The sequence below is a fragment of the Leptothrix discophora genome (assembly GCF_030705305.1).
Lineage (GTDB): Bacteria > Pseudomonadota > Gammaproteobacteria > Burkholderiales > Burkholderiaceae_C > Sphaerotilus > Sphaerotilus discophorus.
This window is the reverse complement of record NZ_JAUZEE010000003.1, coordinates 1-24155: the sequence shown is the minus strand read 5'-3', so window position 1 is coordinate 24155 and position 24155 is coordinate 1. Positions and strand designations below refer to the sequence as shown.

22 protein-coding genes are annotated in these 24155 nt (G+C 68.0%); 17 read left to right on the top strand and 5 right to left on the bottom strand.

Features of this window, described 5'->3' with window-relative positions; genetic code table 11:
* Positions 1-111: 111 nt before the first annotated feature.
* Positions 112-1782 carry an electron transfer flavoprotein-ubiquinone oxidoreductase gene (locus tag Q8X39_RS06280; protein WP_305749279.1) on the bottom strand — a complete coding sequence of 557 codons (1671 nt, stop codon included), beginning with the start codon at positions 1780-1782 and terminating at the stop codon, positions 112-114.
* Positions 1783-2199: 417 nt separating this feature from the next.
* Here Q8X39_RS06280 and Q8X39_RS06275 point away from each other — a divergent pair, with 417 nt between their 5' ends.
* The 6 genes from Q8X39_RS06275 to Q8X39_RS06250 all read left to right on the top strand — a co-directional run bounded on the left by Q8X39_RS06275 (position 2200) and on the right by Q8X39_RS06250 (position 9274).
* Positions 2200-4437, top strand: coding sequence for a putative bifunctional diguanylate cyclase/phosphodiesterase (locus Q8X39_RS06275; RefSeq protein WP_305748802.1), 2238 nt, complete (start codon positions 2200-2202; stop codon positions 4435-4437).
* A gap of 123 nt (positions 4438-4560) precedes the next feature.
* Positions 4561-5343 carry an SDR family oxidoreductase gene (locus Q8X39_RS06270; protein WP_305748801.1) on the top strand — a complete coding sequence of 261 codons (783 nt, stop codon included), beginning with the start codon at positions 4561-4563 and terminating at the stop codon, positions 5341-5343.
* A gap of 29 nt (positions 5344-5372) precedes the next feature.
* Positions 5373-6047, top strand: a complete 675-nt coding sequence (locus Q8X39_RS06265) for a YceH family protein (RefSeq protein ID WP_407067985.1) — start codon at positions 5373-5375, stop codon at positions 6045-6047.
* 77 nt (positions 6048-6124) lie between these two features.
* Complete coding sequence (locus Q8X39_RS06260) at positions 6125-6553, top strand: acyl-CoA thioesterase (RefSeq protein WP_305748799.1); 429 nt, start codon at positions 6125-6127, stop codon at positions 6551-6553.
* A 79-nt stretch (positions 6554-6632) separates the two neighbouring features.
* Complete coding sequence (locus Q8X39_RS06255) at positions 6633-7949, top strand: DNA recombination protein RmuC (protein WP_305748798.1); 1317 nt, start codon at positions 6633-6635, stop codon at positions 7947-7949.
* Entirely contained in the window at positions 7949-9274 is a 1326-nt protein-coding gene (locus Q8X39_RS06250; RefSeq protein ID WP_305748797.1) for an MFS transporter, read from the top strand. Before Q8X39_RS06255 ends, Q8X39_RS06250 begins: the two co-directional genes overlap by 1 nt.
* Positions 9275-9314: 40 nt before the next feature.
* Here Q8X39_RS06250 and mnmC1 read toward each other — a convergent pair whose 3' ends face one another.
* Positions 9315-11363: an FAD-dependent 5-carboxymethylaminomethyl-2-thiouridine(34) oxidoreductase MnmC1 gene (gene mnmC1, locus Q8X39_RS06245; RefSeq protein ID WP_305748796.1), complete on the bottom strand. Its 2049-nt coding sequence runs from the start codon at positions 11361-11363 to the stop codon at positions 9315-9317.
* 88 nt (positions 11364-11451) lie between these two features.
* Here mnmC1 and rimO point away from each other — a divergent pair, with 88 nt between their 5' ends.
* Both rimO and Q8X39_RS06235 read left to right on the top strand, forming a co-directional pair.
* A complete protein-coding gene (gene rimO / locus Q8X39_RS06240; RefSeq protein WP_305748795.1) occupies positions 11452-12837 on the top strand; it encodes a 30S ribosomal protein S12 methylthiotransferase RimO in 1386 nt (461 codons plus the stop codon).
* A gap of 18 nt (positions 12838-12855) precedes the next feature.
* Positions 12856-14079, top strand: a complete 1224-nt coding sequence (locus tag Q8X39_RS06235) for a PLP-dependent transferase (RefSeq protein ID WP_305748794.1) — start codon at positions 12856-12858, stop codon at positions 14077-14079.
* A gap of 7 nt (positions 14080-14086) precedes the next feature.
* Here Q8X39_RS06235 and smpB read toward each other — a convergent pair whose 3' ends face one another.
* A complete protein-coding gene (gene smpB, locus Q8X39_RS06230) occupies positions 14087-14554 on the bottom strand; it encodes an SsrA-binding protein SmpB (protein WP_305748793.1) in 468 nt (155 codons plus the stop codon).
* Positions 14555-14612: 58 nt separating this feature from the next.
* On the opposite strand from smpB, the gene Q8X39_RS06225 reads away from it, so the two are divergent.
* Positions 14613-15080 carry a type II toxin-antitoxin system RatA family toxin gene (locus tag Q8X39_RS06225; protein WP_305748792.1) on the top strand — a complete coding sequence of 156 codons (468 nt, stop codon included), beginning with the start codon at positions 14613-14615 and terminating at the stop codon, positions 15078-15080.
* On the top strand, positions 15067-15441 hold the full coding sequence (locus tag Q8X39_RS06220) for an RnfH family protein (RefSeq protein WP_305748791.1): 375 nt from the start codon (positions 15067-15069) through the stop codon (positions 15439-15441). The genes Q8X39_RS06225 and Q8X39_RS06220 overlap by 14 nt, the downstream gene beginning before the upstream one ends.
* Before the next feature lie 18 nt (positions 15442-15459).
* On the opposite strand, the gene Q8X39_RS06215 is transcribed toward Q8X39_RS06220, so the two are convergent.
* Positions 15460-16035: a DUF4124 domain-containing protein gene (locus Q8X39_RS06215; RefSeq protein WP_305748790.1), complete on the bottom strand. Its 576-nt coding sequence runs from the start codon at positions 16033-16035 to the stop codon at positions 15460-15462.
* A gap of 68 nt (positions 16036-16103) precedes the next feature.
* On the opposite strand from Q8X39_RS06215, the gene guaB reads away from it, so the two are divergent.
* From guaB to Q8X39_RS06180, 7 genes are all read left to right on the top strand, one after another.
* The gene (guaB, locus tag Q8X39_RS06210; RefSeq protein WP_305748789.1) at positions 16104-17576 is read left to right on the top strand and encodes an IMP dehydrogenase; all 1473 of its coding nucleotides are present in this window, start codon (positions 16104-16106) and stop codon (positions 17574-17576) included.
* A 119-nt stretch (positions 17577-17695) separates the two neighbouring features.
* Positions 17696-19027: a TCR/Tet family MFS transporter gene (locus Q8X39_RS06205; protein WP_305748788.1), complete on the top strand. Its 1332-nt coding sequence runs from the start codon at positions 17696-17698 to the stop codon at positions 19025-19027.
* Between the two features lie 27 nt (positions 19028-19054).
* Positions 19055-20659, top strand: coding sequence for a glutamine-hydrolyzing GMP synthase (gene guaA / locus Q8X39_RS06200; protein ID WP_305748787.1), 1605 nt, complete (start codon positions 19055-19057; stop codon positions 20657-20659).
* Between the two features lie 161 nt (positions 20660-20820).
* Positions 20821-22107 (top strand): tyrosine-type recombinase/integrase, encoded by a 1287-nt coding sequence (locus tag Q8X39_RS06195; RefSeq protein ID WP_305748786.1) that lies wholly within the window; start codon positions 20821-20823, stop codon positions 22105-22107.
* Positions 22108-22190: 83 nt separating this feature from the next.
* Positions 22191-22958, top strand: a complete 768-nt coding sequence (locus tag Q8X39_RS06190) for a hypothetical protein (protein ID WP_305748785.1) — start codon at positions 22191-22193, stop codon at positions 22956-22958.
* Between the two features lie 146 nt (positions 22959-23104).
* Positions 23105-23533, top strand: coding sequence for a hypothetical protein (locus Q8X39_RS06185; protein WP_305748784.1), 429 nt, complete (start codon positions 23105-23107; stop codon positions 23531-23533).
* 62 nt (positions 23534-23595) lie between these two features.
* On the top strand, positions 23596-23982 hold the full coding sequence (locus tag Q8X39_RS06180; protein WP_305748783.1) for a hypothetical protein: 387 nt from the start codon (positions 23596-23598) through the stop codon (positions 23980-23982).
* Here Q8X39_RS06180 and Q8X39_RS06175 read toward each other — a convergent pair.
* On the bottom strand, positions 23983-24155 hold a 173-nt coding region (locus tag Q8X39_RS06175; protein ID WP_305749278.1), incomplete at its 5' end, for a tyrosine-type recombinase/integrase.

The following is a 24155-nucleotide window of genomic DNA, read 5'->3' as shown; positions in this document are numbered from 1 at the left end:
AGCCGAGGGTCTGAAACGACAAAGGGGACGCGGCCCCTGGCCCCGTCCCCTCCGATGGCATTCGCCGAACCGCGGCCCGCGCGATCGGCGCGGCGGCGAATCAGGTACCGATCACATACCCCCGTAGTTCGGGCCGCCGCCACCTTCTGGCGTGACCCAGACGATGTTCTGGGTCGGGTCCTTGATGTCGCAGGTCTTGCAGTGCACGCAGTTCTGCGCGTTGATCACCAACTGGTCCGCACCGTCCTTGTTGACAAACTCGTAGACCCCCGCCGGGCAATATCGGCTCTCGGGGCCGGCATATTTCGACAGGTTCACCGACACCGGCACCGAGGCGTCCTTGAGCGTCAGGTGCGCCGGCTGGTTTTCCTCGTGGTTGGTGTTGCTGATGAAGACGCTGCTGAGGCGGTCGAAGGTCAGCTTGCCGTCGGGCTTGGGGTAGCGGATCGGCTCGCAGGCCGAGGCGGCATGCATGCGGGCATGGTCCGGGCCGTGGCGGTGGATCGTCCACGGCGGGCTCTTGATGCCGAGCTTGGGCAGCAGCCACTGCTCGATGCCGGTCATCACCGTGCCGACCGTGTTGCCCTTCTTGAACCACTGCTTGAAGTTGCGGCTGCGGTCCAGCTCGGCGTGCAGCCAGCTGGACTCGAAGGCGGCCGGGTAGGCGACGAGTTCGTCGCGGGCACGACCGGCGGCCAGCGCGTCGGCGGCGGCATCGGCGGCCAGCATGCCGGTCTTGATCGCGGCGTGGCTGCCCTTGATGCGCGCGGCATTGAGCGTGCCCGCGTCGCAACCCAGCAGGCCGCCGCCGGGGAAGGCCAGCCTGGGCAGGCTCAGCAGGCCGCCGGCGACGATCGCCCGGGCGCCGTAGCCGATGCGCTTGCCGCCCTCGATGTGGGCGCGGATCGCCGGGTGGGTCTTCCAGCGCTGCATCTCCTCGAACGGGCTCAGCCAGGGGTTCTGGTAGTCCAGCCCGACCACGAAGCCCAGCGTCACGAGGTTGCCTTCGAGGTGATACAGGAAGCCGCCGCCGTAGGTCTGCTCGTTCATGGGCCAGCCGGCGGTGTGCACCACCTTGCCGGGCTGGGCCTTGTCGGCCGGCACTTCCCAGAGTTCCTTGATGCCAAGGCCGTAGCTTTGTGGATCGCGGCCCTCGTCGAGCGCGTACTTCGCGATCAGCTGCTTGCCCAGGTGGCCCCGCGCGCCCTCGGCGAAGAAGGTGTACTTGCCCAGCAGTTCCATGCCGAGCTGGAAGTTGTCGGTCGGCTCGCCGTCCTTGCCGACGCCCATGTTTCCGGTGGCCACGCCGCGCACCGCACCCGCCTCGTCATACAGAAGCTCGGCGGCGGTGAAGCCAGGGAAGATCTCCACGCCCAGGCCCTCGGCCTGCGTCGCCAGCCAGCGCACCACGTTGGCCAGGCTGACGACGTAGTTGCCGTGGTTGTGGAAGCAGTCCGGGATCAGCCCCTGTGGCGTGCTCTGCGCGTGGGTTTCGCTGAGGAAGAGCACCTCGTCGCCGGTGACGGGCTGATTCAGCGGCGCACCAAGCGCCTGCCAGTCGGGGATCAGCTCGTTCAGCGCGATCGGGTCCATGACCGCGCCGGACAGGATGTGGGCGCCGGGCTCGGAGCCCTTTTCGAGCACCACCACCGACAGGTCGGCATGGCGCTGCTTGAGCCGGATCGCGGCGGCGAGGCCGGCCGGGCCTGCACCGACGATCACGACGTCGTATTCCATCGACTCGCGCGGGCCGAACTGGGCCAGGATCTCCTCGGGACTCATGCTCATCCTTGTCTTCCGTGTGGGCTGGGGTTCCACAGTCTTCGCTGCGGCGGCGAGATTCTACTCAGCTGCACTGCAACAAAAGCACGGTCGTGCTAAATTGACATTTGGTAAGTTGAAGAATCGAAGACGTGCCGCACGACGTTCACAGTTCGCGGAACCCACGCCAATTCGGTCGATCGCGACGGTGTCACTGACGCTAATCTGCGGCCCTGAAGCCCCGGCTTGTCCTGGGCGGATGCACCGCCCTGTCGCCAAGCCCAGCCCCGCCCCGTCCCTGCCCGACCTCCCATCCGACGCCTGTTCCCGCATGTCCTCCGGTATCGACCTGCTGTTGTCCTCCGTTCATGCCGCGCAGTCATCGCAGGCACCGGCGATCGTGGGGGCGACCGTGCCGGCGTCCGGCCGGAGCCCCGCATGAAGGCCGATCGCGTTCCGGTGGCACCGGATGCGGGTCTGCCGCTGGCCGAGCGACTGGCCCGGCAGCTGGCCCAGGAACGCGCCGCCCGCCAGGCCAGCGAGACACGTCTGGCCGGACACCTGCAGGAACTTCACGACGCCCGGCTGGCGCTGGAACAGGCCCGGCTGGAGATCCGCCGCAGCGAGGATGCCGAGCGGCGCCTGCAACGCGCACTCTGGGCCAGCGGCGAGGCGGTCTGGTCCTGGTCGTCCGACGACCTTCGCTTCCGCGTCGAGCCCTACGTGGACGAACACGGCCGCGACGTCTGCGTGCCGGCGCTGACCAAGGCCGAGCTGGCCGCGATCGTGCATGTCGAGGACATCGAGACCTTCCGGCTGACCTGGCGCATGCATGCCAGCGGCCTGCGCCACGATCTGGACGTCGCCTTCCGCCTGCAACTGCCGCAGGGCCTGCGCTGGGTGCGCGCGCGCGGCCGGGCGGTCCAGCGCGACCGCCAGAACCATGCCCTGCTGGTCACCGGGACGATCAAGGACATCACCGAGCAGCGCGAGGCCGAGGAATCGCTGCGGCTGATGGCGCAGGCCTTCACCAGCACGCGCGATGCCATTGCGGTGACCGACGGCGAATGGCGCATCCAGGAAACCAACCAGGCCTACAGCGCGCTGTGCGGCCTGCATGGCGACGAGCTGGCCGGGCAGGCGATCGCGCCGAGGCTGACGCTGCCGGCCGGGATCGAGGCCGAGCTGGCCGGACTGGGCGGCTGGGCCGGTCCGGCCGAGCTGCATTCGCTGCAGGGCGAGGCCATTCCGGTCGAGGTCAACATCACGCCGCTGTCGCACTTCACCGAGTCGGGACGCGGCTACATCGTCTCGTTGACCGACCTGCGCGAGCAGATGCGCGCCGAGGCCCGGCTGGCCCGCATGGCGCTGGCCGATGCGCTGACCGAGCTGCCCAACCGGGCGGCGATCGAGCAGCACCTGGCTTCGCGGCTGACCGAGGCGACCCGGCGGCCATTTGCGATCGTGTTCATCGACCTTGACGGCTTCAAGGAGGTCAACGACTCCTTCGGCCACGAGGTCGGCGACCAGCTGCTGCGCGCGGTCGCCCGGCGCCTGACCGGACTGCTGCCGGACGACGCGCTGGTCGGTCGTTGGGGCGGCGACGAATTCGTCATCGTGCTGGGACCGGACTCGGGCGACAACGAGGTCCGGTCGGTCGCGCAGATCGTGCTGGCCGCACTGAACCAGCCGATCGCGCTGGACGCCCATGAGGTCACCGTGACGCCCAGCATCGGCGCCGCCCTGTCGCCGCGCGACGGCACCGATCCCGGCACGCTGCTGCGCAAGGCCGACGCGGCGATGTACGTCGCCAAGGAACGTGGCCGCAACGGCCTGTCCTTCTACGACCCCGAGCTGGACACCGACGTGCAGCGGCGCGTGCGCATGCAGTCGCTGCTGCGCACCGATGCCGAGCGCAACGGCTTCACCTTCGTGGCCCAGCCCAAGGTCGACCGCGACGGCCATGCCGTGGGCGTCGAGCTGCTGATGCGCTGGTCGACCGCGGCCTTCGGCAACGTCTCGCCGGTCGAGTTCATCCCGATGGCCGAGAAGACCGGCCTGATCGGCCTGATGGGTCGCCATGCGCTGCATGCGGCGGCCCAGCTGGTCAAGCGCGGCCAGGAAGCCGGTCACCGTTTCACCGTGGCCGTCAACCTGTCGCCCAAGCAGCTGCTGCAACGCGGCCTGGAACAGCAGCTGATGGTGGCCTGCCAGCGCGCCGGCATCACGCCCGATCAGCTTGAGCTGGAGATCACCGAGTCGGCCCTGGTCGACAACATGACCGTGGTCGAGCCGCTGCTGCGGCGGCTGCGCGAAACCGGCTACTCGCTCGCGCTGGACGACTTCGGCACCGGCTATTCCTCACTGAGCTACCTGCGCCACCTGCCGTTCAACAAGATCAAGATCGACCGCAGCTTCGTGATGGACATCGACCACGATGGCCGCGCCGCCAAGCTGCTGGCCCACATGGTCCAGCTGTGCGCGGCGCTGGGCATGTCGACGGTCGCCGAAGGGGTCGAGACACAGGCCCAGTTCGAGGCCTTGCGCGCCCTTGGCGTGCAGGAATTCCAGGGCTATCACTTCGCCCGCCCGATGCCGGTCGAGCAGTGGTTGCAGCAGCTCGGACCTGTCCCGGCCGTCGGCCCCTCCAGCCCGCTGGACAGCCCCGCAGCCTGAGCTTCCGGCCGCCTCGGACCAGGCCCGCGCCAGGGGCCTTCTGCTATCGTGATGTGATCCCTCGCGGGGTGCCGGAAGGCACCTCGCCGAGCGCTTTCAAGTCGTTCCCTACAGACCCACACCATGAGCTACAGCATCGACCTGTCGGGCCGCGTCGCCCTCGTCACCGGCGCTTCCAGCGGCCTGGGCGAACAGTTCGCCCGCACCCTTGCCAAGGCCGGCGCCGCCGTCGTCCTGGCCGGGCGCCGCACCGAGCGGCTCAAGACCCTGCGCGCCGAGATCGAGGGGCAGGGCGGTGATGCCCACGTCGTCGAACTGGACGTGACCGACACCGACAGCATCGCCTCGGCGGTGGCGCATGCCGAGACCGAGGTCGGCACGCTCGACATCCTGATCAACAACTCCGGCGTCAGCACGACCCAGAAGCTGCTGGACGTGGGCCCCGAAGACTTCGACTTCGTGTTCGACACCAACGTGCGCGGCGCCTTCTTCGTCGCCCAGGAAGTCGGCCGCCGCATGGTGGCGCGGGCCCGTGGCGCGGCACCGGGCACCTACACCGGTGGGCGCATCGTCAACATCGCCTCGATGGCTGGCCTGCGCGTGATCAGCCAGATCGGCGTCTACGCCATGAGCAAGGCCGCCGTCATCCACATGACCCGCGCGATGGCGCTGGAATGGGGCAAGTTCGGCATCAACGTCAACGCGATCTGCCCCGGCTACATCGACACCGAGATCAACCACCACCATTGGGAAACCGACGGTGGCCAGAAGCTCGTCAACATGCTGCCGCGCAAGCGCCTGGGCAAGCCGGCCGACCTCGACACCAGCCTGCTGATGCTGTGCGCCAACGAGAGCCATTTCCTCAATGGCGCGGTGATCCAGGCCGACGACGGGTTCGGCCTGTGAGCGAGGCGCATGGCACGGGCGCACGCCAGGTGCGCGACCTGACGCCGGTCGAGGCCCGCGTGCTGGCCGTGCTGGTCGAGAAGCAGGCGACGGTGCCCGACACCTACCCGATGTCGCTCAACGCGCTGCAATCGGGCTGCAACCAGAAGACCGCGCGCGAGCCGGTGATGGCGCTGACCGAGCCGCAGATCCTGGCCGCGCTGGACGAGCTGAAGTCGCTCAGCCTGGTCGGCGAGGTCAGCGGCAGCCGGGTGGTGCGCTACGACCACAACCTGCCGCGCGGCCTGGGCGTGCCCGGCGCGGCCGGCGCGCTGCTGGCCACGCTGATGCTGCGCGGTCCGCAGACCGCTGCCGAACTGCGCGCCAATGCCGAGCGGCTGCACCGCTTCGCCGATGTCTCGTCGGTCGAGGGCTTCCTGGAAGAGCTGGCCGAGAAGACGCCGCCGCGCGTCATCAAGCTGGCCCGTGCGCCGGGCTCGCGCGAGTCACGCTGGACCCACCTGCTGTGCGGCCCGGTCGACCCGGCGCTGCTGGTGCAGGCCGGCGGCGCACCGTCGTCCCATGCCGGCGGCGGATCGGCCACCGACGAGGAACTTGCGCTGCTGCGGGCCGAACACCGCCAGATGCAGGCCGAGATCGCGCAGCTGCGTGCCCAGGTCGCCAAGCTGGCCGGCGAGCTGGGCGTGTCGCTCGACGACGCCTGACGTCGCCTGACATCGCCTGAGCCCGCGCCTGCGGACGCACGCGGGCTTCCACCTTCTCCTTCCATTTCCGACCTGAGATGCGCTTCGATCTTCCCGAGGACAAGGTCTTCGTTCACACCAGCCGCTTCCCGGTCCGCTGGGGCGACATGGACGCGATGGGCCATGTCAACAACACCGTCTACTTCCGCTACCTCGAGATCGCCCGGCTGGAGTGGCTGGCGTCGACCGGGCTGCAGGTTGAGCCGCACGGCATCGGGCCGGTGATCGTCAACGCCTTCTGCAACTTCCACCTGCAGCTGGCGTTTCCGGCCGAGGTGGTCGCCCGCATGTACGTGCGCAATCCCGGCCGCAGCAGCATCGAGACCTACACGACGCTGGAGAAGGCCGACGAGCCCGGCGTCATCTACGCCAGTGGCGGCGCGCTGACGGTCTGGGTCGACCAGCGGGTGCGCAAGTCGGTGCCGCTGCCCGATGAGCTGCGCGGGCTGTTGACGGCCGCGACCTGAGGCCGCGCGCCGGGGTGGCTCACCTGCCGAGCCACCGGGCTGGCACGCTCGCCACCTTCGCGAGCTTGCAAGGACACCGATGACCGACGCCCTCAACCTGCCCTGGCTGCTGCTGGTCCTGCTGGGCGCCGTCAACCTGGTCGTGCTGCTCATGCTGGTGCTGCGCGCGCCAGCCGATCCGGCCGACAGCGACTGGGCCCAGCGCATCGAGTCCGACCTCGACCGGCTTCAACGCGACCTGGCCGGCGGCCAGCAGCGCCTGGAGCGTGAGCTGCGCGAGGCGGTGCAGGGCTCGGCCCGCGACACGAGGCTTGAACTGGTGGCCAGCCTGGGCGAGCTGCGCGCCAGCCTCGACCGGCGCGTGCAGGCCATGCAGGCGGGTGTCGAACAGCGCCTGTCGGCCTTGCAGGCCGACAACGAGCGCAAGCTCGAACAGATGCGGGCCACCGTCGACGAGAAGCTGCATGCGACGCTGGAACAGCGCCTCGGCGAGAGCTTCCGCCAGGTTGCCGAACGGCTCGAACAGGTCCACCGCGGCCTGGGCGAGATGCAGACGCTGGCCCAGGGCGTGGGCGACCTCAAGCGCGTGCTGGGCAACGTCAAGACCCGTGGGGTGTTCGGCGAGGTGCAGCTCGCGGCCCTGCTCGAACAGGTCTTTACGGCCGAGCAGTACGCCGTCAACATGGCGACGGTGCCGGGCAGCAGCGAGCGGGTCGAGTTCGCGCTGCGCCTGCCCGGACGCGGCGGCGCGGGCCCCGACGGCCCCGACCGCCAGATGCGCGAGGCCACGCCGGTCTGGCTGCCGATCGACGCCAAGTTCCCGCGCGAGGACTACGAGCGCCTGATCGACGCCCAGGACCGCGCCGACAAGGAGGCGGCCGAAGCGGCATCGCGCGCGCTCGAAGGCCGTATCCGGGACGAGGCCCGCACCATCCGCGCCAAGTACCTGGCGCCGCCGCACACGACCGACTTCGCGCTGCTGTTCGTGCCCACCGAGGGCCTCTACGCCGAGTTGCTGCGCCGTCCCGGCCTGAACGAGGCGCTGATGCGCGAGCACCACGTCACCCTGGCCGGCCCGACCACGCTGCTGGCGCTGCTCAACAGCCTGCAGATGGGCTTCCGCACGCTCGCCATCGAACGCCGCAGCGCCGAGGTCTGGACCGTGCTGGGTGCCGTCAAGACCGAGTTCGCCAAGTTCGGCGACGTGCTGGCCAAGGCCCGCAAGAAGCTGGAGGAGGCCCACCACACGCTCGACCAGGCGGAGGTCCGCACGCGCGCCATGGGCCGGCGGCTCAAGGGCGTCGAGGCGCTGTCCGAGCCGGACGCTCGCCACCTGATCGGGCCGTCCGGACCGCCCGCCGTGGACGAGGACGACGCGCCGGAGAATCCGGCCTGATGAGTCCCACCGCTGCCCCGGTCGCCCGCCACCACATCCTGTTCGCGCTGGTGTTCGGCCAGGTCTGCCTGCATGCCGCGATGGCCGGGCTGCGCATGGCGTTGCCGCTGATGCTGCTGCGCCAGGGCGGCCTGGGCTGGCTGCACGGCGAGGCGGCGGCCGGCCTGCTGCTGGGCCTGTTCTCGATCGTGCCGGTGGTGACGGCCGTGCGCGCTGGCCGCTGGACCGATCGGCGCGGCTACCACCGCCCGGTGCGCAGCGCCGTCGTGCTGGTGCTGCTGGGCGGCTTGCTGGCGGTACCGGCCGCCGCCTGGGGCCTGTTGTGGTCGACGCCGCAGCCGGCCGGTGGCCTGGCTCTCGCGCAGCTGCTGCTGCTCGGCCTGGCCGCGTCGCTGGCCGGCACCGGCAGCAACCTGGGCCTGATCTCGATCCAGCGCAGCGCCGGCCGGCTGGCCAGCTACGGCCTGCCGGCCGGCGCACCGGAGGATGACGAGCGTGTGCGCGCCGAGTTGAAGCGCGTGTTCAGCTGGCTGGGCGTCGCGCCCTCGTTCAGCAACGTGCTCGGGCCGATGATGGCCGGCTTCCTGATCGACGCGATCGGCTTCCCCGGCGCGGCGGCGGTGCTCGCGCTGCTGCCGCTGGGCACGCTGCTGTGCGCCGCGCGCGTGCCGGTCGCGCTGGCGCCGGGTTCGCAGGCCGATCCGGCGGTGGCGGGCCGCCGCGTGGCGGTGCCGCGCCACGGCGTGATCGCGCTGCTGTCGCTGCCGGGTGTCGGCGGCATCCTGCTGAGCAACTGGTTCTTCTCGACCAGCTGGGACCTGCACACCTTCCTGGTGCCGCTGATGGGCCACCAGAACGGCCTGAGCGCCTCGGCCATCGGCACCGTGCTGGGCGTGTTCGCGCTGGCCGTGACGGCCGTCCGGCTGCTGGTGCCGGTGCTGGCCGAGCACCTGACCGAGCGCCATGTCATGAGCGTGGCCATGCTGGTGATCGGCGCGGTCTTCTTCGTCTACCCGCTGGCGACCACCGCGGGCGCGATGGTGGTCTGCGCCATCGTGCTGGGACTGGCCCAGGGCATCGTGCAGCCGATGATCCTGAGCGCGCTGCACCAGCTTGCGCCGCCCGACCAGCAGGGCGAGGTGATCGCGCTGCGCTCGGCCGTCATCAACCTGTCGAGCGCCGTGCTGCCGCTGGTCTTCGGCCTGCTCGGCGGGGCGCTCGGGCCGGCGCTGCTGTTCCGTGTCATGGGCGGCCTGCTGTGGGCCGGCGCCTGGTTGCCGCAGCGGCTGGCACGTCGGGTGGCACGTCGGCCGAGCGAGGGCTGAATCGTCTGGCTCGGCCCGGCTCCACCCGTCTCGACCCGGCTCAGCCGAGGTCGCGGGCCGGGTCCAGCGCGTCGCGCAGCGCGGCCTCGACCGGCATCGGCTCGCCCCCGACCCAGGCCGCCAGCACCCGCCCGGCCAGCAGCGCCGAGGTGATGCCGCGCGATCCCAGTCCGGTGCACAGGTAGAGCCCGTGGGCGGGGCCAACGAGGCGAGGCTGGTGGCGCGGTCCGTCCAGCCGCGTCCGGCCGGCGGCCAGCAGGCGCGCCCGCTCGATGCCATCGACCACCGGCCCGACCAGGGGCAGGCGGTCCGGTGTCACCGCCCGCCAGCCGGCCCGGCCCGGCAGCAAGGGGGCGTCCGGATCGGCGTCGCCGTCCAGGCCCGGCGGCACGATGCCCAGCGCGGCGGCGCGGCACAGGTTGTGGCGCTGGTCGTCCAGCCGCAGGGTGCGGCCGGCGTCGTCGGGCGCTTCATGCTGCGTGGTCGCGCCGACCAGCACCTCGCCGCCGGGCAAGGTCAGGCCATAGCCCTGGCCGGACAGCGGCAGCGTCGGTCGACGCAGGCCCGGCAGGTCGGCCGGCAGGCGCGTGACCTGGCCGCGCACCGACGACAGGCGCGGGCGCAGCGCGCCGGCCGGCAGCAGCCGGGTCGCATCCAGCGCATTGGCCAGCACGACGACCGGGGCGCGGGCGATCACCGCGCCGTCGGCACCGAGCGCGGTCCAGCCCTCATCGTCCGACGTGGGCGGGACCAGCCGCTCGACCTGCCGCGCACCGATCCATCGGGTCGACGTGGCCGCGTCGACGCCGGCCTGGGCCAGCATCCAGCGCGTCCAGCCGGCCGGGTCCAGCCAGCCGGCGGCGTGCTCGAACAGCCAGGCGCCCGAGGCCAGCGGCAGGCCGGACAGGGCAGCGGCCTGACGGGCGTCGCTCCAGTCGACCAGCGCCGGCGGCAGGCCGACCGCATCGCGCTGCTGGCGTGCCCGGTCGTCGGCCAGCCGAGGCTCCAGGCGCAAGAAGCCTTCGAGCGAGCCGGCCAGTTCGCCCCGTGCCAGCGCAGGTCCTGCGGCCTGAGCCGTCGCCAGCGCGGCGGCCCGGAACCAGCGCGCGTGCAGGCTGTCGGGCGCGTTGAAGATCGCGTGGACCAGGCCACCGGCGTTGCCCGAGGCCTCCTGCGCCGGCTGTGCATGGCGGTCGAGCACGGTCGGGCACCAGCCCGCACGCGCGAGGCCCCAGGCGGCGGCGGCGCCGGCCAGGCCGGCGCCGATCACCAGCGCGTCGCGGCCCGGTGCCGCGGTCGGCGTGTGCCAGCCGCGCGGCACCGGTGGCTGGAAGCGAGGCCTGTGGCAACCGACCGTGATCTCGGCCTGATCGCCGATGCCGGGTCGCTGCGTGGTCTCGAAGCCCTGGCGCGCGAGTTCGTCGCGCAGGCCCGGGTCGACGCTCCGGGTCGCCAGATGCGCACCGGGTGCCGCCAGACGGGCGATGCGCCGGCAGATGTCGGCATCCCGCACCGCCGGGAGGCAGGCCGCCGCGCTGCCGTCGAGGTAGAGCGTGTCGAATCGCAGGTGCAGGCCGTCAAGCACCTCGGCGAGGTCGCCCCAGGCCAGCAGCAGCTGCACCCGGCCGGCCTCGACGTCGATGCCCTGCAGGTCCGGCGAGGCCGGCGGCCAGGCTGCGACCAGCTGCGCCACCCGCTCGGGCCAGGGCGAGTCGCGCAGCCCGCTCGCCAGGTCCTGCGCGGTCGGCGGATGCCGGTCCAGCGCGACGTAGACCAGCCGATCGCAGCGCTGTGGATCGCGCCGCCAGGCATCCCAGGTGGCGAGGAACCGGTGGCCCAGGCCGAAGCCGGTGTCCAGCACGACATGCCGCGCCTGCCCGGCCCACCGACCGGGCAGCCCGTTGCCGCCCAGGAACACATGCCGCGCCTGTGCCTGCGCTTGTGCCTGCGCCTGCGCCAGCGCCTGCGCACCGAGCGCCGTCGGGTCGAGGCCGCCGAACGCGTCCGGGAACGGCAGCCCGTCGTCGCGGGGCTGGGTGCGGGCGGGCGTGATGGGCGTGATGGGCGTGATGTGAGTGGAACGCTTCAAGGCGGCGGGCCGGCAAGTCAGGGGGCGACGGTGCGTGATTGTCCGGTCGCCAGGCGGTCCGGTCCGCCGATCACGGACAATTCGGCCCATGAATGAATCCGCTTCCACCGCCCCGGCGACCGCCCCCAAGATCGGCTTCGTGAGCCTCGGATGCCCGAAGGCGCTCACGGACTCCGAACTGATCCTGACCCAGCTCAGCGCCGAGGGCTACGCCACCAGCAAGACCTTCCAGGGGGCCGACCTGGTGATCGTCAACACCTGCGGCTTCATCGACGATGCCGTCAAGGAAAGCCTCGACACCATCGGCGAGGCGCTGGCCGAGAACGGCAAGGTGATCGTCACCGGCTGCCTGGGCGCGAAGTCCGGCGAGGACGGTGGCAACCTGGTGCGGCAGGTCCATCCCAAGGTGCTGGCCGTGACCGGTCCGCACGCCACGCAGGAGGTCATGGACGCGGTCCACCTGCATGTGCCCAAGCCGCACGACCCCTTCATCGACCTGGTGCCGCCGGCCGGCATCAAGCTCACGCCGCGCCACTACGCCTACCTCAAGATCAGCGAGGGCTGCAACCACCGCTGCACCTTCTGCATCATCCCCAGCATGCGCGGCGACCTGGTGTCGCGGCCGGTCGGCGACGTGCTGACCGAGGCGCAGCGGCTGTTCGAGGGCGGCGTCAAGGAACTGCTGGTCGTCAGCCAGGACACCTCGGCCTATGGCGTCGACGTCAAGTACCGCACCGGCTTCTGGAACGGCGCGCCGGTCAAGACCCGCATGCTCGACCTGGTCGCCAAGCTCGGCGAGATCGCCAGGCCCTTCGGTGCCTGGGTCCGGCTGCACTACGTCTATCCCTACCCGCATGTCGACGAGGTGCTGCCGCTGATGGCCGAGGGCCTCGTGCTGCCCTACCTCGACGTGCCCTTCCAGCATGCCCATCCGGACGTGCTGCGGCGCATGAAGCGGCCGGCCAGCGGCGAGCGCAACCTCGAGCGCATCCTGGCCTGGCGTGCGGCCTGCCCCGAGCTGGTGGTGCGCTCGACCTTCATCGCCGGCTTCCCCGGCGAGACCGAGGACGAGTTCCAGATGCTGCTGGACTTCCTGAAGGAAGCACAGATCGACCGCGCCGGCTGCTTCGCCTATTCGCCGGTCACTGGCGCGGCCGCCAACGAGCTGCCGGGCGCCTTGCCCGACGAGGTCCGCGAGGAACGCCGCGCCCGCTTCATGGCGGTGGCCGAAGCGGTCTCGACCGAGCGCCTGGCCCGCCGCGTCGGCGCGACCATGCAGATCCTGGTCGACCGCGCGCCGGCGATGGGCCGCAAGGGCGGCGTGGGCCGCAGCTATGCCGATGCACCCGAGATCGACGGCACCGTGCAGGTGCTGCCGCCGAGCAAGGCGTCGAAGACGATGAAGGTCGGCGAGTTCGCCAGCGTGCGCATCGTCGGCACCTCCGGCCACGACCTGGTCGGCGAGCTGGTCTGATCGGGTGGGGCGGGCGCGATGGCCGATGAACACGACGATCCGACCTCACCGGTCAGCACCGCGCTGATCCACCACGCCTACCGCGCGCCGGTCGAATGGGACGCGATCCCCGTCGGCGTGCACAAGGCCTCGACGGTCTTCTTCCCGAACGTGAAGGCGCTGCGGGAGCGGCGCTGGATCGACAAGAGCGCCTACACCTACGGTCTCAAGGGCACGCCCACCAGCTTCACGCTGGAGGCCCGCCTGGCCGTGCTGGAAGGCGCCGAGCACGTCATGCTCGTGCCGAGCGGACTGGCGGCGATCACGCTGGTCGACCTGGCGCTGCTGAAGACCGGCGACGAGCTGCTGCTGCCCGACAACGTCTACGGTCCCAGCTTGTCGCTGGCCCAGCATGAGCTGGCGCGCTGGGGCATCTCGCACCGCTTCTACGACCCGCTCGACGCGGCCTCGCTGGCGCAGTCCATCACGCCGGCCACGAAGCTGGTCTGGCTGGAAGCGGCCGGCTCGGTGACGATGGAGTTCCCGGACCTGCGCGGGCTGATCCGCACCGCCCGCGCGCTGGCACCGCAGGCCCGCATCGCGATCGACCACACCTGGGGCGCGGGCCTGGCCTTCAACCCGTTCCGGCTGGGCGAGCCGGGCGTCGACGCGGACGACTTCGGCGTCGACATCGCGGTGCATGCGCTGACCAAGTTCCCGTCCGGTGGCGGCGATGTGCTGATGGGCTCGGTCGCCTGCCGCGACGTCGCGCTGCACCACCACCTGTCATGGACCCACAGCCGGCTCGGCTACGGCGTCGGTGCCGACGACGTGTCCGCCGTGCTGCGCGGCCTGCCGACGATCGAGCTGCGTTACCGCGCGCAGGACCTGGCGGCCCGCCGCATCGCCGCCTGGGCGCAGACGAGGCCCGAGTTCGTGCGGGTGCTGCACCCGGCCTTGCCGGCCTCGCCCGGCCATGCCCACTGGGCGGCGCTGTGCACGCAGGCGGCGGGGCTGGTGACGGTGGCGTTCGATCCAGCCATCGCATCGGCGAGGGTCGACGCCTTCGTCGATGCCTTGCGGCTGTTCCGCATCGGCTGGTCCTGGGCCGGGCCGGTTAGCCTGGTTGCGCCCTACGACCCGGCGACGCTGCGCAAGCGTTCGAGCGACTACCGGGGCACGCTGGTGCGGCTGTGCATCGGGCTCGAGAACGTCGACGACCTGATCGCCGACCTGACCCAGGCGCTGGGCGCGCTGGGTTGAGCCGGGCTCACTCGCGGTTGCCGGTCGACGAGACCTTCGTGCGCATCAGCCGGCCCTTCTCGCGCTCCCACTCGCGGTCCTTGATGGTGTTGCGCTTGTCGTGCTCGGCCTTGCCCTTGGCCAGCGCGACATCGACCTTCACGCGGCCGCCCTTGTAGTGCAGGTTCAGCGGCACGAGGGTGTGGCCCTTCTGCTCGACCTTGCCGATCAGCCGCCGGATCTCGGCCTTGTGCATCAGCAGCTTCTTGGTGCGGTCCGGCTCGGGCTTGACGTGGGTCGACGCGCTGCGCAGCGCGTTGATGCGCGCGCCGATCAGGAACAGCTCGCCGTCCTTGATCACCACGTAGCCGTCGGTCAGCTGGACCTGGCCGGAACGGATCGCCTTGATCTCCCAGCCCGAGAGCACGATGCCGGCCTCGAAGCGTTCCTCGATGTGGTAGTTGAAAAAGGCCTTCTTGTTCTCGGCGATGCTCATGGCGTGTCCTGCCGACACGGCGGCGTTGGATGGGTCGTTCTTAGAATGGGCGGATTGTATGAAGCACGTCAAGAAGTCCGTCCTCCTCTGGTACTCGCCGCGCGAGATGTACGACCTGGTCGTCGACGTCCCGGCCTACCCGCAGTTCCTGCCCTGGTGCCAGAAGGCGGAGGTGCTGGCGCAGTCCGACCATGAGGTCACCGCGCGCCTGCACCTGTCCTTCGGCGGCGTGCGGCATGCCTTCACCACCCGCAACACCCACGTCAGCGGCGAGCAGGTCTCGATGGCGCTGGTCGACGGGCCGTTCTCGAGCCTGGAAGGCGCCTGGCGCTTCGTGCCCATCGGCACGCCGGCAGCGGCCACGCCGGGCGGCGGTGCGCAGGCCTGCCGGGTCGAGTTCGAGCTGCGCTACGCCTTCTCGAGCCGGCCGCTGGAACTGGTGGTCAGCCCCGTGTTCGACCGCATCGCCAACACCTTCGTCGACGCCTTCGTGGCCCGGGCCGAGCAGGTCCATGGCAAGCGCTGAGACGCTGACCATCCACGTGGTCGCCAGTCCGGCTGCGCGCCAGACCGTCTCGGTGACGCTCTGCCTGCCGGCCGGCTCGACCGTGGCCGATGCCGTCCAGCACAGCGGCCTGCTGGTCGACCATGCGCTGTTGCGCGAGCTGGCCGCGCAGCCTTCGGCCGAGGCCGGTGGCGTGATCGGTGCGCTGACGGTGGCGGTGTGGGGCAGGGCGGCGGCACCCGAGCGGCTGCTCGACGACGGCGACCGCGTCGAGATCGTGCGCGGTCTGCGCGTCGACCCCAAGGAAGCGCGCCGGCTGCGCTACGAGGTCCAGGGCGACCGCGGGCGGGTGCGGCGCAAGGTGGGCTCGCTCAAGCCTTGAGCGGCAAGCCGATCCGGCTCAGCGGCAGTCCGACGAGATGATCTCGCGCGCCCGGCGCAGCTCGGCGTCGCGTTCGGCGCCTGGCACGTTCTCGCGCTCGCCCTTCTCGTTGACGCGGGCCAGCGGCAAGCCGGTCTCCAGCACCCGCAGGTAGTCGCGGGCCCGCGCGCAGCTGGCCTGGCGCTCGCGGGCGAAGCGCTCGTCCTCGGCCTTGCGTTCGGCGGCCTCGGCGGCGCGCTTGCGGGCGGCCAGTTCAGGGTCGACGTTGCGTGCGCCGGAAGCGGCCTCGGCCGTGGCTGCGGGTGATGCAGCCGGGTCTACTGCTCGGGCCTGCACCGGCGCGGGAGCGGCTGGGCGGGCCAGCACGCTCCTGGCCGGAATGCCCGGCGGCGGCGGGCGGTCGCTGTACTGGATCCGGCCGTCCGCATCGCGCCATTTCCATTGCGCAAGCGCGGGCGCCGCGACACCGGCATAGGTCCCGGCCAGGGCTGCCACGACGAGCAGCCGGACCAGGCCGGAGCGACGCGCAGCGGGCGTCTGGAGCGACCGCCGCAGGGCGAGCCGCAGCGGAGCGGGGCGGTGTGTGCAGGCCATCGTTTCAGTGTACCGGCCGGCCCGCTCGGGGTTTTCTATAATCTCCTTTTGCGTCTGGAGCTCTCCTCATGCGCCTTCTAGGCAAAGCGCTCACCTTCGACGATGTGCTGCTCGTGCCAGCCTATTCGCAGGTGCTGCCGCGCGACACCAGCCTCGCCACCCAGCTGTCCCGCAACATCCGGCTCAACCTGCCGCTGGTGTCGGCCGCGATGGACACGGTGACCGAAGCCCGACTGGCGATCGCGATCGCGCAGGAAGGTGGCATCGGCATCGTCCACAAGAACCTCAGCCCGAAGCAGCAGGCGGCCGAGGTCGCCCGCGTCAAGCGCTATGAATCGGGCCTGCTGAAGGACCCGATCACCATCTCGCCCGGCGTCCCGGTTCGCCACGTGATCGAGCTGTCCCGCCAGCACGGCATCTCGGGCTTCCCGGTCGTCGACGAAGGTCGCGTGGTTGGCATCGTGACCGGCCGCGACCTGCGCTTCGAGGTCCGCCTCGACGCCCCGGTGCGCGAGATCATGACCCCGCGCGAGCGCCTCATCACCGTCCGCGAAGGCGCAACGCTGGCCGAGGCCAAGGCGCTGATGCACCAGCACAAGCTCGAACGCGTGCTGGTCCTGAACGACCAGAGCGAGCTGCGCGGCCTGTTCACCGTCAAGGACATCACCAAGCAGACCAACTTCCCGAACGCCGCCCGTGATGCCCACGGCAAGCTGCGCGTCGGTGCGGCGGTCGGCGTGGGTGACGGCACCGAGGAGCGCGTCGAGCTGCTGGCCCGTGCCGGCGTCGATGCCATCGTGGTCGACACGGCCCACGGCCACAGCGCCGGCGTCATCGAGCGCGTGCGCTGGGTCAAGAAGAACTTCCCGCAGGTCGACGTCATCGGCGGCAACATCGCCACCGGCGCGGCCGCGCTCGCGCTGGTCGAGGCGGGAGCCGACGGCGTCAAGGTCGGCATCGGCCCGGGCTCGATCTGCACCACCCGCATCGTCGCGGGCGTGGGCGTGCCGCAGATCACCGCCATCGACAACGTCGCCACCGCGCTGGCCGGCACCGGCGTCCCGCTGATCGCCGACGGCGGCATCCGCTACTCGGGCGACATCGCCAAGGCCATCGCCGCCGGTGCGGGCACCGTGATGATGGGCGGCATGTTCGCCGGCACCGAGGAAGCGCCCGGCGAAGTGATCCTCTACCAGGGCCGCAGCTACAAGAGCTACCGCGGCATGGGCTCGATCGGCGCGATGAAGGCCGGCTCGGCCGACCGCTACTTCCAGGAAAACGACGAGAACGCCAACCCCAACGCCGACAAGCTCGTGCCCGAAGGCATCGAGGGTCGCGTGCCCTACAAGGGCTCGGTGGTGGCGATCCTGTTCCAGATGGCCGGCGGCATCCGGGCCTCGATGGGCTACTGCGGCTGCGCGACCATCGACGACATGCGCAACCGCGCCGAGTTCGTCGAGATCACCTCCGCCGGCATCCGCGAGAGCCACGTGCATGACGTGCAGATCACCAAGGAAGCGCCGAACTACCGCATGGAGTGAGGCCCGTCCCCGATGACGCACCGTCGCCCGGCTCCGGCCGGGCGCGGTCGTTTTGGCGATCTGACCCGCGCTGCCATGCCGCTCCGACTCCGCGCCAGCCCCCGACCCGAAAGCCACGCTTGACCCGCAGCAGCAGCCCCGCCGAACCCGCCGCGCCCGCCGCCGTGAAGGCGCGCCCGCAGCGTCAGGCGGCGATGCCCTTCATCATGGTCACGGTCCTGATCGACATGGTCTCGATCGGACTGATCATCCCGGTGCTCGCGCCGCTGGTCGGCACCTTCACCAGCAACCAGGGCGACCACGCCTTCTGGTACGGCGTGGTGACCTTCGCCTTCGGCCTGGCCAGCTTCTTCGCCTCGCCCATCCTGGGCGGCCTGTCCGACCAGCACGGCCGCCGGCCGGTGCTGCTGCTGGGCTTTACCGGCCTGGCCTTGAGCTTCTTCGTCACCGCGCTCGCATCGGCCCTGTGGATGCTGGTCGTGGTGCGCCTGTTCAGCGGCGCGATGCAGGCCAACGCGGCCATCGCCAACGCCTACGTCGCCGACATCACCCCGCCCGAGGACCGCGCCAAGCGCTTCGGCATGCTGGGCGCGATGTTCGGCCTGGGCTTCGTGCTCGGGCCGGTGATGGGCGGCGTGCTCGGCGCGATCGACCTGCACCTGCCCTTCTTCGTCGCCGGCACGCTGTCCATCGCCAACGGCGTCTACGGCTGGCGCGTGCTGCCCGAGTCGCTGCCGCCCGAGCGCCGCAAGCCGATGGATTGGCGTCGGGCCAACCCGGTCAGCGCGCTGCGCAAGCTCCATGCGCTGCATGGCATCGGCTCGCTGGTGGCAGTGGTGGCGCTGACCAGCCTGGCGCAGTTCATCCTGCACACCACCTGGGTGCTCTACACGACCTTCAAGTTCGGCTGGGGCCCGCGCGAGAACGGCTGGTCGCTGTTCGCGGTCGGCGTCATGTCGGTGCTGGTGCAGGGCGGGCTGATCCGCGTCGCCCTCAAGCGCGGCCGGCCGCACCGCATCGCGCTGTGGGGCCTGGTCTCGTCGACGATCTGCTACGCGCTGTGGGGCGCGGCCACCGAGGGCTGGATGATGTACGCCGTGATCGGCCTGAACGTCTTCGGCTTCATGACCGCCGCGGTGATGCAGAGCATCGTGTCGGGCGCCGCCGACCCGCACGCGCAGGGCGAGGTGATGGGCGCGGTGGCCTCGCTCAACAGCGCCACCCAGGTCTTCGCGCCGGTGCTCGGCGCGGCGCTGCTGGGCCTGGTCTCGCACCTGCCGCAGGGTGACTGGCGCATCGGCGCCCCCTTCTTCCTCTGTTCCGCGCTGCAGGTCACCGCCCTGGTGCTCGCGCTGCGCCACTTCCGCCGCCATCCGCCGTCGGCTCCGCATGAAGCGCATGCCGAGCCGAGCGACGAGGATGCGCCTCGCCAACCGGCCATCCCGGCCTGACCCGTCCGACCGACTCGAAGACCCGCCATGCAACACGACAAGATCCTCATCCTCGATTTCGGCTCGCAGGTCACCCAGCTGATCGCCCGGCGCGTGCGCGAGGCGCAGGTCTATTGCGAGATCCATCCCAACGACGTCTCCGAGGACTTCATCCGCGCCTTCAACCCGCGCGGCATCATCCTCAGCGGCAGCCATGCCAGCACCTACGAGGACCACCAGCTGCGCGCGCCGCAGCAGGTCTGGGACCTGGGCGTGCCGGTCCTGGGCATCTGCTACGGCATGCAGACCATGGCCGTGCAGCTCGGCGGCAGCGTCGAATGGAGCGACCACCGCGAGTTCGGCTATGCCGAGGTCCGGGCCCACGGCCACACGAAGCTGCTCGATGGCGTCGAGGACTTCCGCACCGCCGAGGGCCACGGCATGCTCAAGGTCTGGATGAGCCATGGCGACAAGGTCACCACGCTGCCGCCGGGCTTCAAGCTCATGGCCAGCACGCCCAGCTGCCCGATCGCCGGCATGGCCGACGAGGCGCGCGGCTACTACGCGGTCCAGTTCCATCCCGAGGTCACGCACACGCTGCAGGGCCACGCGATGCTGGACCGCTTCGTGCGCGGCATCTGCGGCTGCAAGGGCGACTGGATCATGGGCGACTACATCGAGGAGGCGGTCGCCCGTATCCGCGAGCAGGTCGGCGACGAGGAGGTCATCCTCGGCCTGTCCGGCGGCGTCGACTCCAGCGTGGCCGCCGCGCTGATCCACCGCGCCATCGGCGACCAGCTCACCTGCGTCTTCGTCGACCACGGCCTGCTGCGCCTGAACGAAGGCCGCATGGTCATGGAGATGTTCGCCGGCCGGCTGCATGCCAAGGTCGTGCACGTCGAGGCGGCCGAACAGTTCATGGGCCACCTCCAGGGTGTCACCGACCCGGAGCAGAAGCGCAAGATCATCGGCCGCGAGTTCGTCGAGGTCTTCAAGGCCGAGGCCGCCAAGCTCAAGGCCGCGGACGCGAGCGCCAAGGGCGCGAAGTGGCTGGCCCAGGGAACGATCTACCCCGACGTGGTCGAGAGCGGCGGCACCCAGACCAAGAAGGCCACGATCAAGAGCCACCACAACGTCGGCGGCCTGCCCGAGCAGCTCGGCCTGAAGCTGCTGGAGCCGCTGCGCGAGCTGTTCAAGGACGAGGTCCGCGAACTCGGCGTGGCACTGGGCCTGCCGCACGACATGGTCTATCGCCACCCGTTCCCGGGCCCGGGCCTGGGCGTGCGCATCCTCGGCGAGGTCAAGGCCGAGTTCGCCGCACTGCTGCAGCGTGCCGACCACATCTTCATCGAGGAACTGCGCAAGACCGTCGACGAGGCTACCGGCAAGACCTGGTACGACCTGACCAGCCAGGCCTTCACGGTTTTCCTGCCGGTCAAGAGCGTGGGCGTGATGGGCGACGGCCGCACCTACGACTACGTCGTCGCGCTGCGCGCGGTCCAGACCAGCGACTTCATGACGGCCGACTGGGCCGAGCTGCCGTACAGCCTGCTCAAGCGCGTCTCCAGCCGCATCATCAACGAGGTCCGCGGCATCAACCGCGTGACCTACGACGTGAGCAGCAAGCCGCCGGCGACGATTGAGTGGGAGTAGTTATTCTGACGTAAGTGCTTGATTTTTAACGATTTTGCACTTACACAAATCTTTCACAGCGCCAGCTAAGTCGTTGATTTAGCTGGCGCTTCGCGTTTACAGTTGCACAAAACCTTGCACGTAAAGGTATTTGTTCAAAACCGTAGCAACTCCAAATTGCAATGACACTGAAGAAGAAAGAGTACGACGCCGACGAAGAAGCTATCTTCGATGAAGCCATCATCTACAAGCGCGGTGATTATTGGCACTTTCGAATGTGGCTTGCGAAGGAACGAAAGTACGCTCGTCTTTCGCTAAAGACACGTAGTAAGAGCACGGCCATAGATAGGGCCAAACAGCGATTCTATGAGTTGATGGCGCAGCAATTGGCAGGTAAGTCGTATTTCTCAAAGAACGCAAAGGATGGCGTAGAGGAATACTTGGGACAACGACAAAAAGATGTCGACGCAGGGATTATCGTAAAAGGTCGATACGGTACGATCAAGACTCATCTTGGCCATTGGCTTGACTTCATAGGGCGCGATACAAAGTTGAAGGAACTTGAGCGCACTGACTGCGAAAACTACTTTCATGAGCGCACAAAGACGAAGCGTGGTCTTGCAATCAGCCAGACAACTGTACTCAATGAGCAGAGTACGATCAACGCGATGATGTCATGGCTTTACAAGAACAAAGAGACGTACATCGAGGCATTTGATTTCAAGAAGCTGCCGCGAATTGACCGGGGTGATGACGCCAATAGGCGTGCAAGTTTCACCGACGACGAGATTCTTGATATTCAGCGTGTACTTGAAGGCGGTTTGGTAGAGGCGCGAAAGCAAATCGACGACGAAGATGGTCTCACCAGATACATCGTAGGTCACTATTTGCTGCTCTCGATAGAAACTGGCCTGCGTCGTGGGGAGCAGTTGCAACTACGCTGGAGGGACATAACGTGGTTGGACAGGAATATCGGCGGGATTGATCGAAGCCTTGTGAAGATCACTGTTCGAGGCGAGACGAGCAAGGTTCGTAAGACAAGGACATTTGCAATCGAGGACAGAGAATACTTCGATGGCTTGTTCAAGTTGCTTCAACCGCGATATATCAAAGTCCACAAGGGTGAACGCGACGCGCCTGTATTTGCGGAGACTCTAATCTTCAGCGTGGATGGCAAGTCTCCAATTACAGTTCGCTCGATCGACTATCACTTTCGGAAGGCGCTAGAGCAGGCGAACATCCGAAACGTCGAAAAGCGTGATCTGGTTCCATATAGCTTTAGGCACTACTTCATCACTAAGAAGGTGAATAGCGGTTTACTGCCGCAGCAGGTGGCGGAAATGTGCGGAACAAGCACTGCACAGATTGATCGCACCTACTACCACACTACTGAAGAGCGGATGATTACGAACGCTCTGGCCGGCTACATATATAAAGACGGCTTGCTGATTCCGAAGCAAAGCGCATAGGTGCCCGCTGAGACGCCGGACATGACCGACGAACCGACGAAGTACAAGGGGTGAGAGGTATGAATCCCGATACGCCGTGGTACATGAACCGCATCCTTCAATGGCTCTGGTTCTTCCTGAACAACCGCGACTATCGGCGCTACTGCTGGGCACGACGAACGAAACGCGATGCCGTTTGCTTGGAACTACAGCAGCAGTACCCCGGCCTCACCGAGCTGTTCGACGACTGGGGCGACATACATGCCGTTGATCTGTTTGGAGATGCGGCTGCACAACGCGAGTGGTGGGAGCCAAGGTCACATCTCTTTTGGGACTTGCCGCACATCAAGTGGATCGAGGAGCCGTCTGAGTACAAGCCGCGAGCGGGTTATATGCTTGTCGAACTTCCGCTCATGAAAACGAAGGCTGAAGCACTGCGGATGTTCGAGAAGTTCCTTGACTTGAACGAGACAGGTCGGAAGCGAGCACACGAAAGTACCAAGCCGCAGTTCAGATTGATTATGCAGAAGCGGCCGGGCTCCAAGTACCACTACCACCCTGAGGGCTGGAAGCTCAGCACAGCTACGAGAAAGGCACTTGCAAAGGCGGCATACGTTGGACGACTGCGCTACCGCAAGACGCCTGCCGGCAAGCCGTTGAGCTTGACCGACAAAGTGCTCGCCATCAAGGAAGACCCGAAGAACCCGTTCGGATGGTCGCTGACCGAGCAGGACAAGCGCGACATCGCCAAGGGTGTCTATAAGAAGGGCCTGTTCGGGGGCAGCGAAGTGACGCTGGTCAAGCGGGCGCAGAAGGACTTTGACGCCTACGTCCGCAACACGATCTACGGGCGGTTCCCCGACAACAGCTGACGGCGGCCGGGCCGGTCTGCTAGGAACGATCGCTAGGAACAAACTGCCGGGAGGCTGCATTGTTCAGACCGCGCGGATGACTCTAAAACTACATTCATTCAATCGATGACATTCCGTCATTGATTTATCTTGAATGGAGCTTAGTTATGTCTACTCAAAGTCACAATGGCACCACTGGTGCCAAGTACCTGTCTCGCGTCGCTACAGTCGTTCCCAGTGTTCGCGCACTTAAGTCGTTGAATACCAGTCGCACCAAGCGCCACACATTGAACGATGCGCGTCAGGCAGTCTCTGAAAAGCTTCGCCAAAACATCGCCTACTTGCGCGATCCGAAGAACGTTGAACAGCCCGATCTTGTCTACAAGATTCAACAGGATGGTCTGTATGCAGTTGGAATTAAGTACGGCAATCGGTGGCTGAAGAATGTCTTCGGTGAAACTACGTACTTGCAGGTCAATACTCCCGAGCAAGTGTGCGAATTGATGGAATTGTTCGCCGATGATGTCATCAAAGGCGAATTTGATGAGTGCATCATTCCCATCATGGAAGCGAACATCGACGCGCGCAAGAAGTAAAGTCAATATTGAATGCGCGGGGCGACGGTGTGCGCTCCCTGCATTCAATCACGGAGTGAAGCATGACTCTTCATGTTTATCAAGACGACACCAAAATTGTCTTGGTGAGTCGTATCAGCGTGGCTGACTGGAGAAACGAACTAAGGCACTTTGAGCTGTCGGAAGAGACGGCAACTTGTCTGCTAGCACTCTTGCCGCCTGAAGACAACGAACTTGGATTAAGTGGTGATCAACTGCTAGGTCTTTTGCGTGGTACGAACGAAACGGCGACGTTCGTCAAGATGTCAATGGCAGAAGGCAAAGTTCAACGTACGCTGACGGCACTTGCGAAAGTGGCCTGGGAGCGTGAAGCCATCTACAGTGTTGACGAGACTGAAGCTGCAAAAGGCGATGAGTATTTCGTTGAGTACAAGACTGTTTACACAGTCGTCAACGGGTCGGTGGAGTAGTTAAGCCAACTCCACCGCACGACGCAGCATGTTGTCGTTGACGTCGATGTACCGCTGCGTCGTTTGAATGGACCTGTGGCCGGCAAGCGCTGCTAGAACGCGGACCGACACGCCTTGTGCGGCCAAGTTCGTGATGAAAGTGCGACGGCCCGAGTGTGATGTGGCACCTTCGA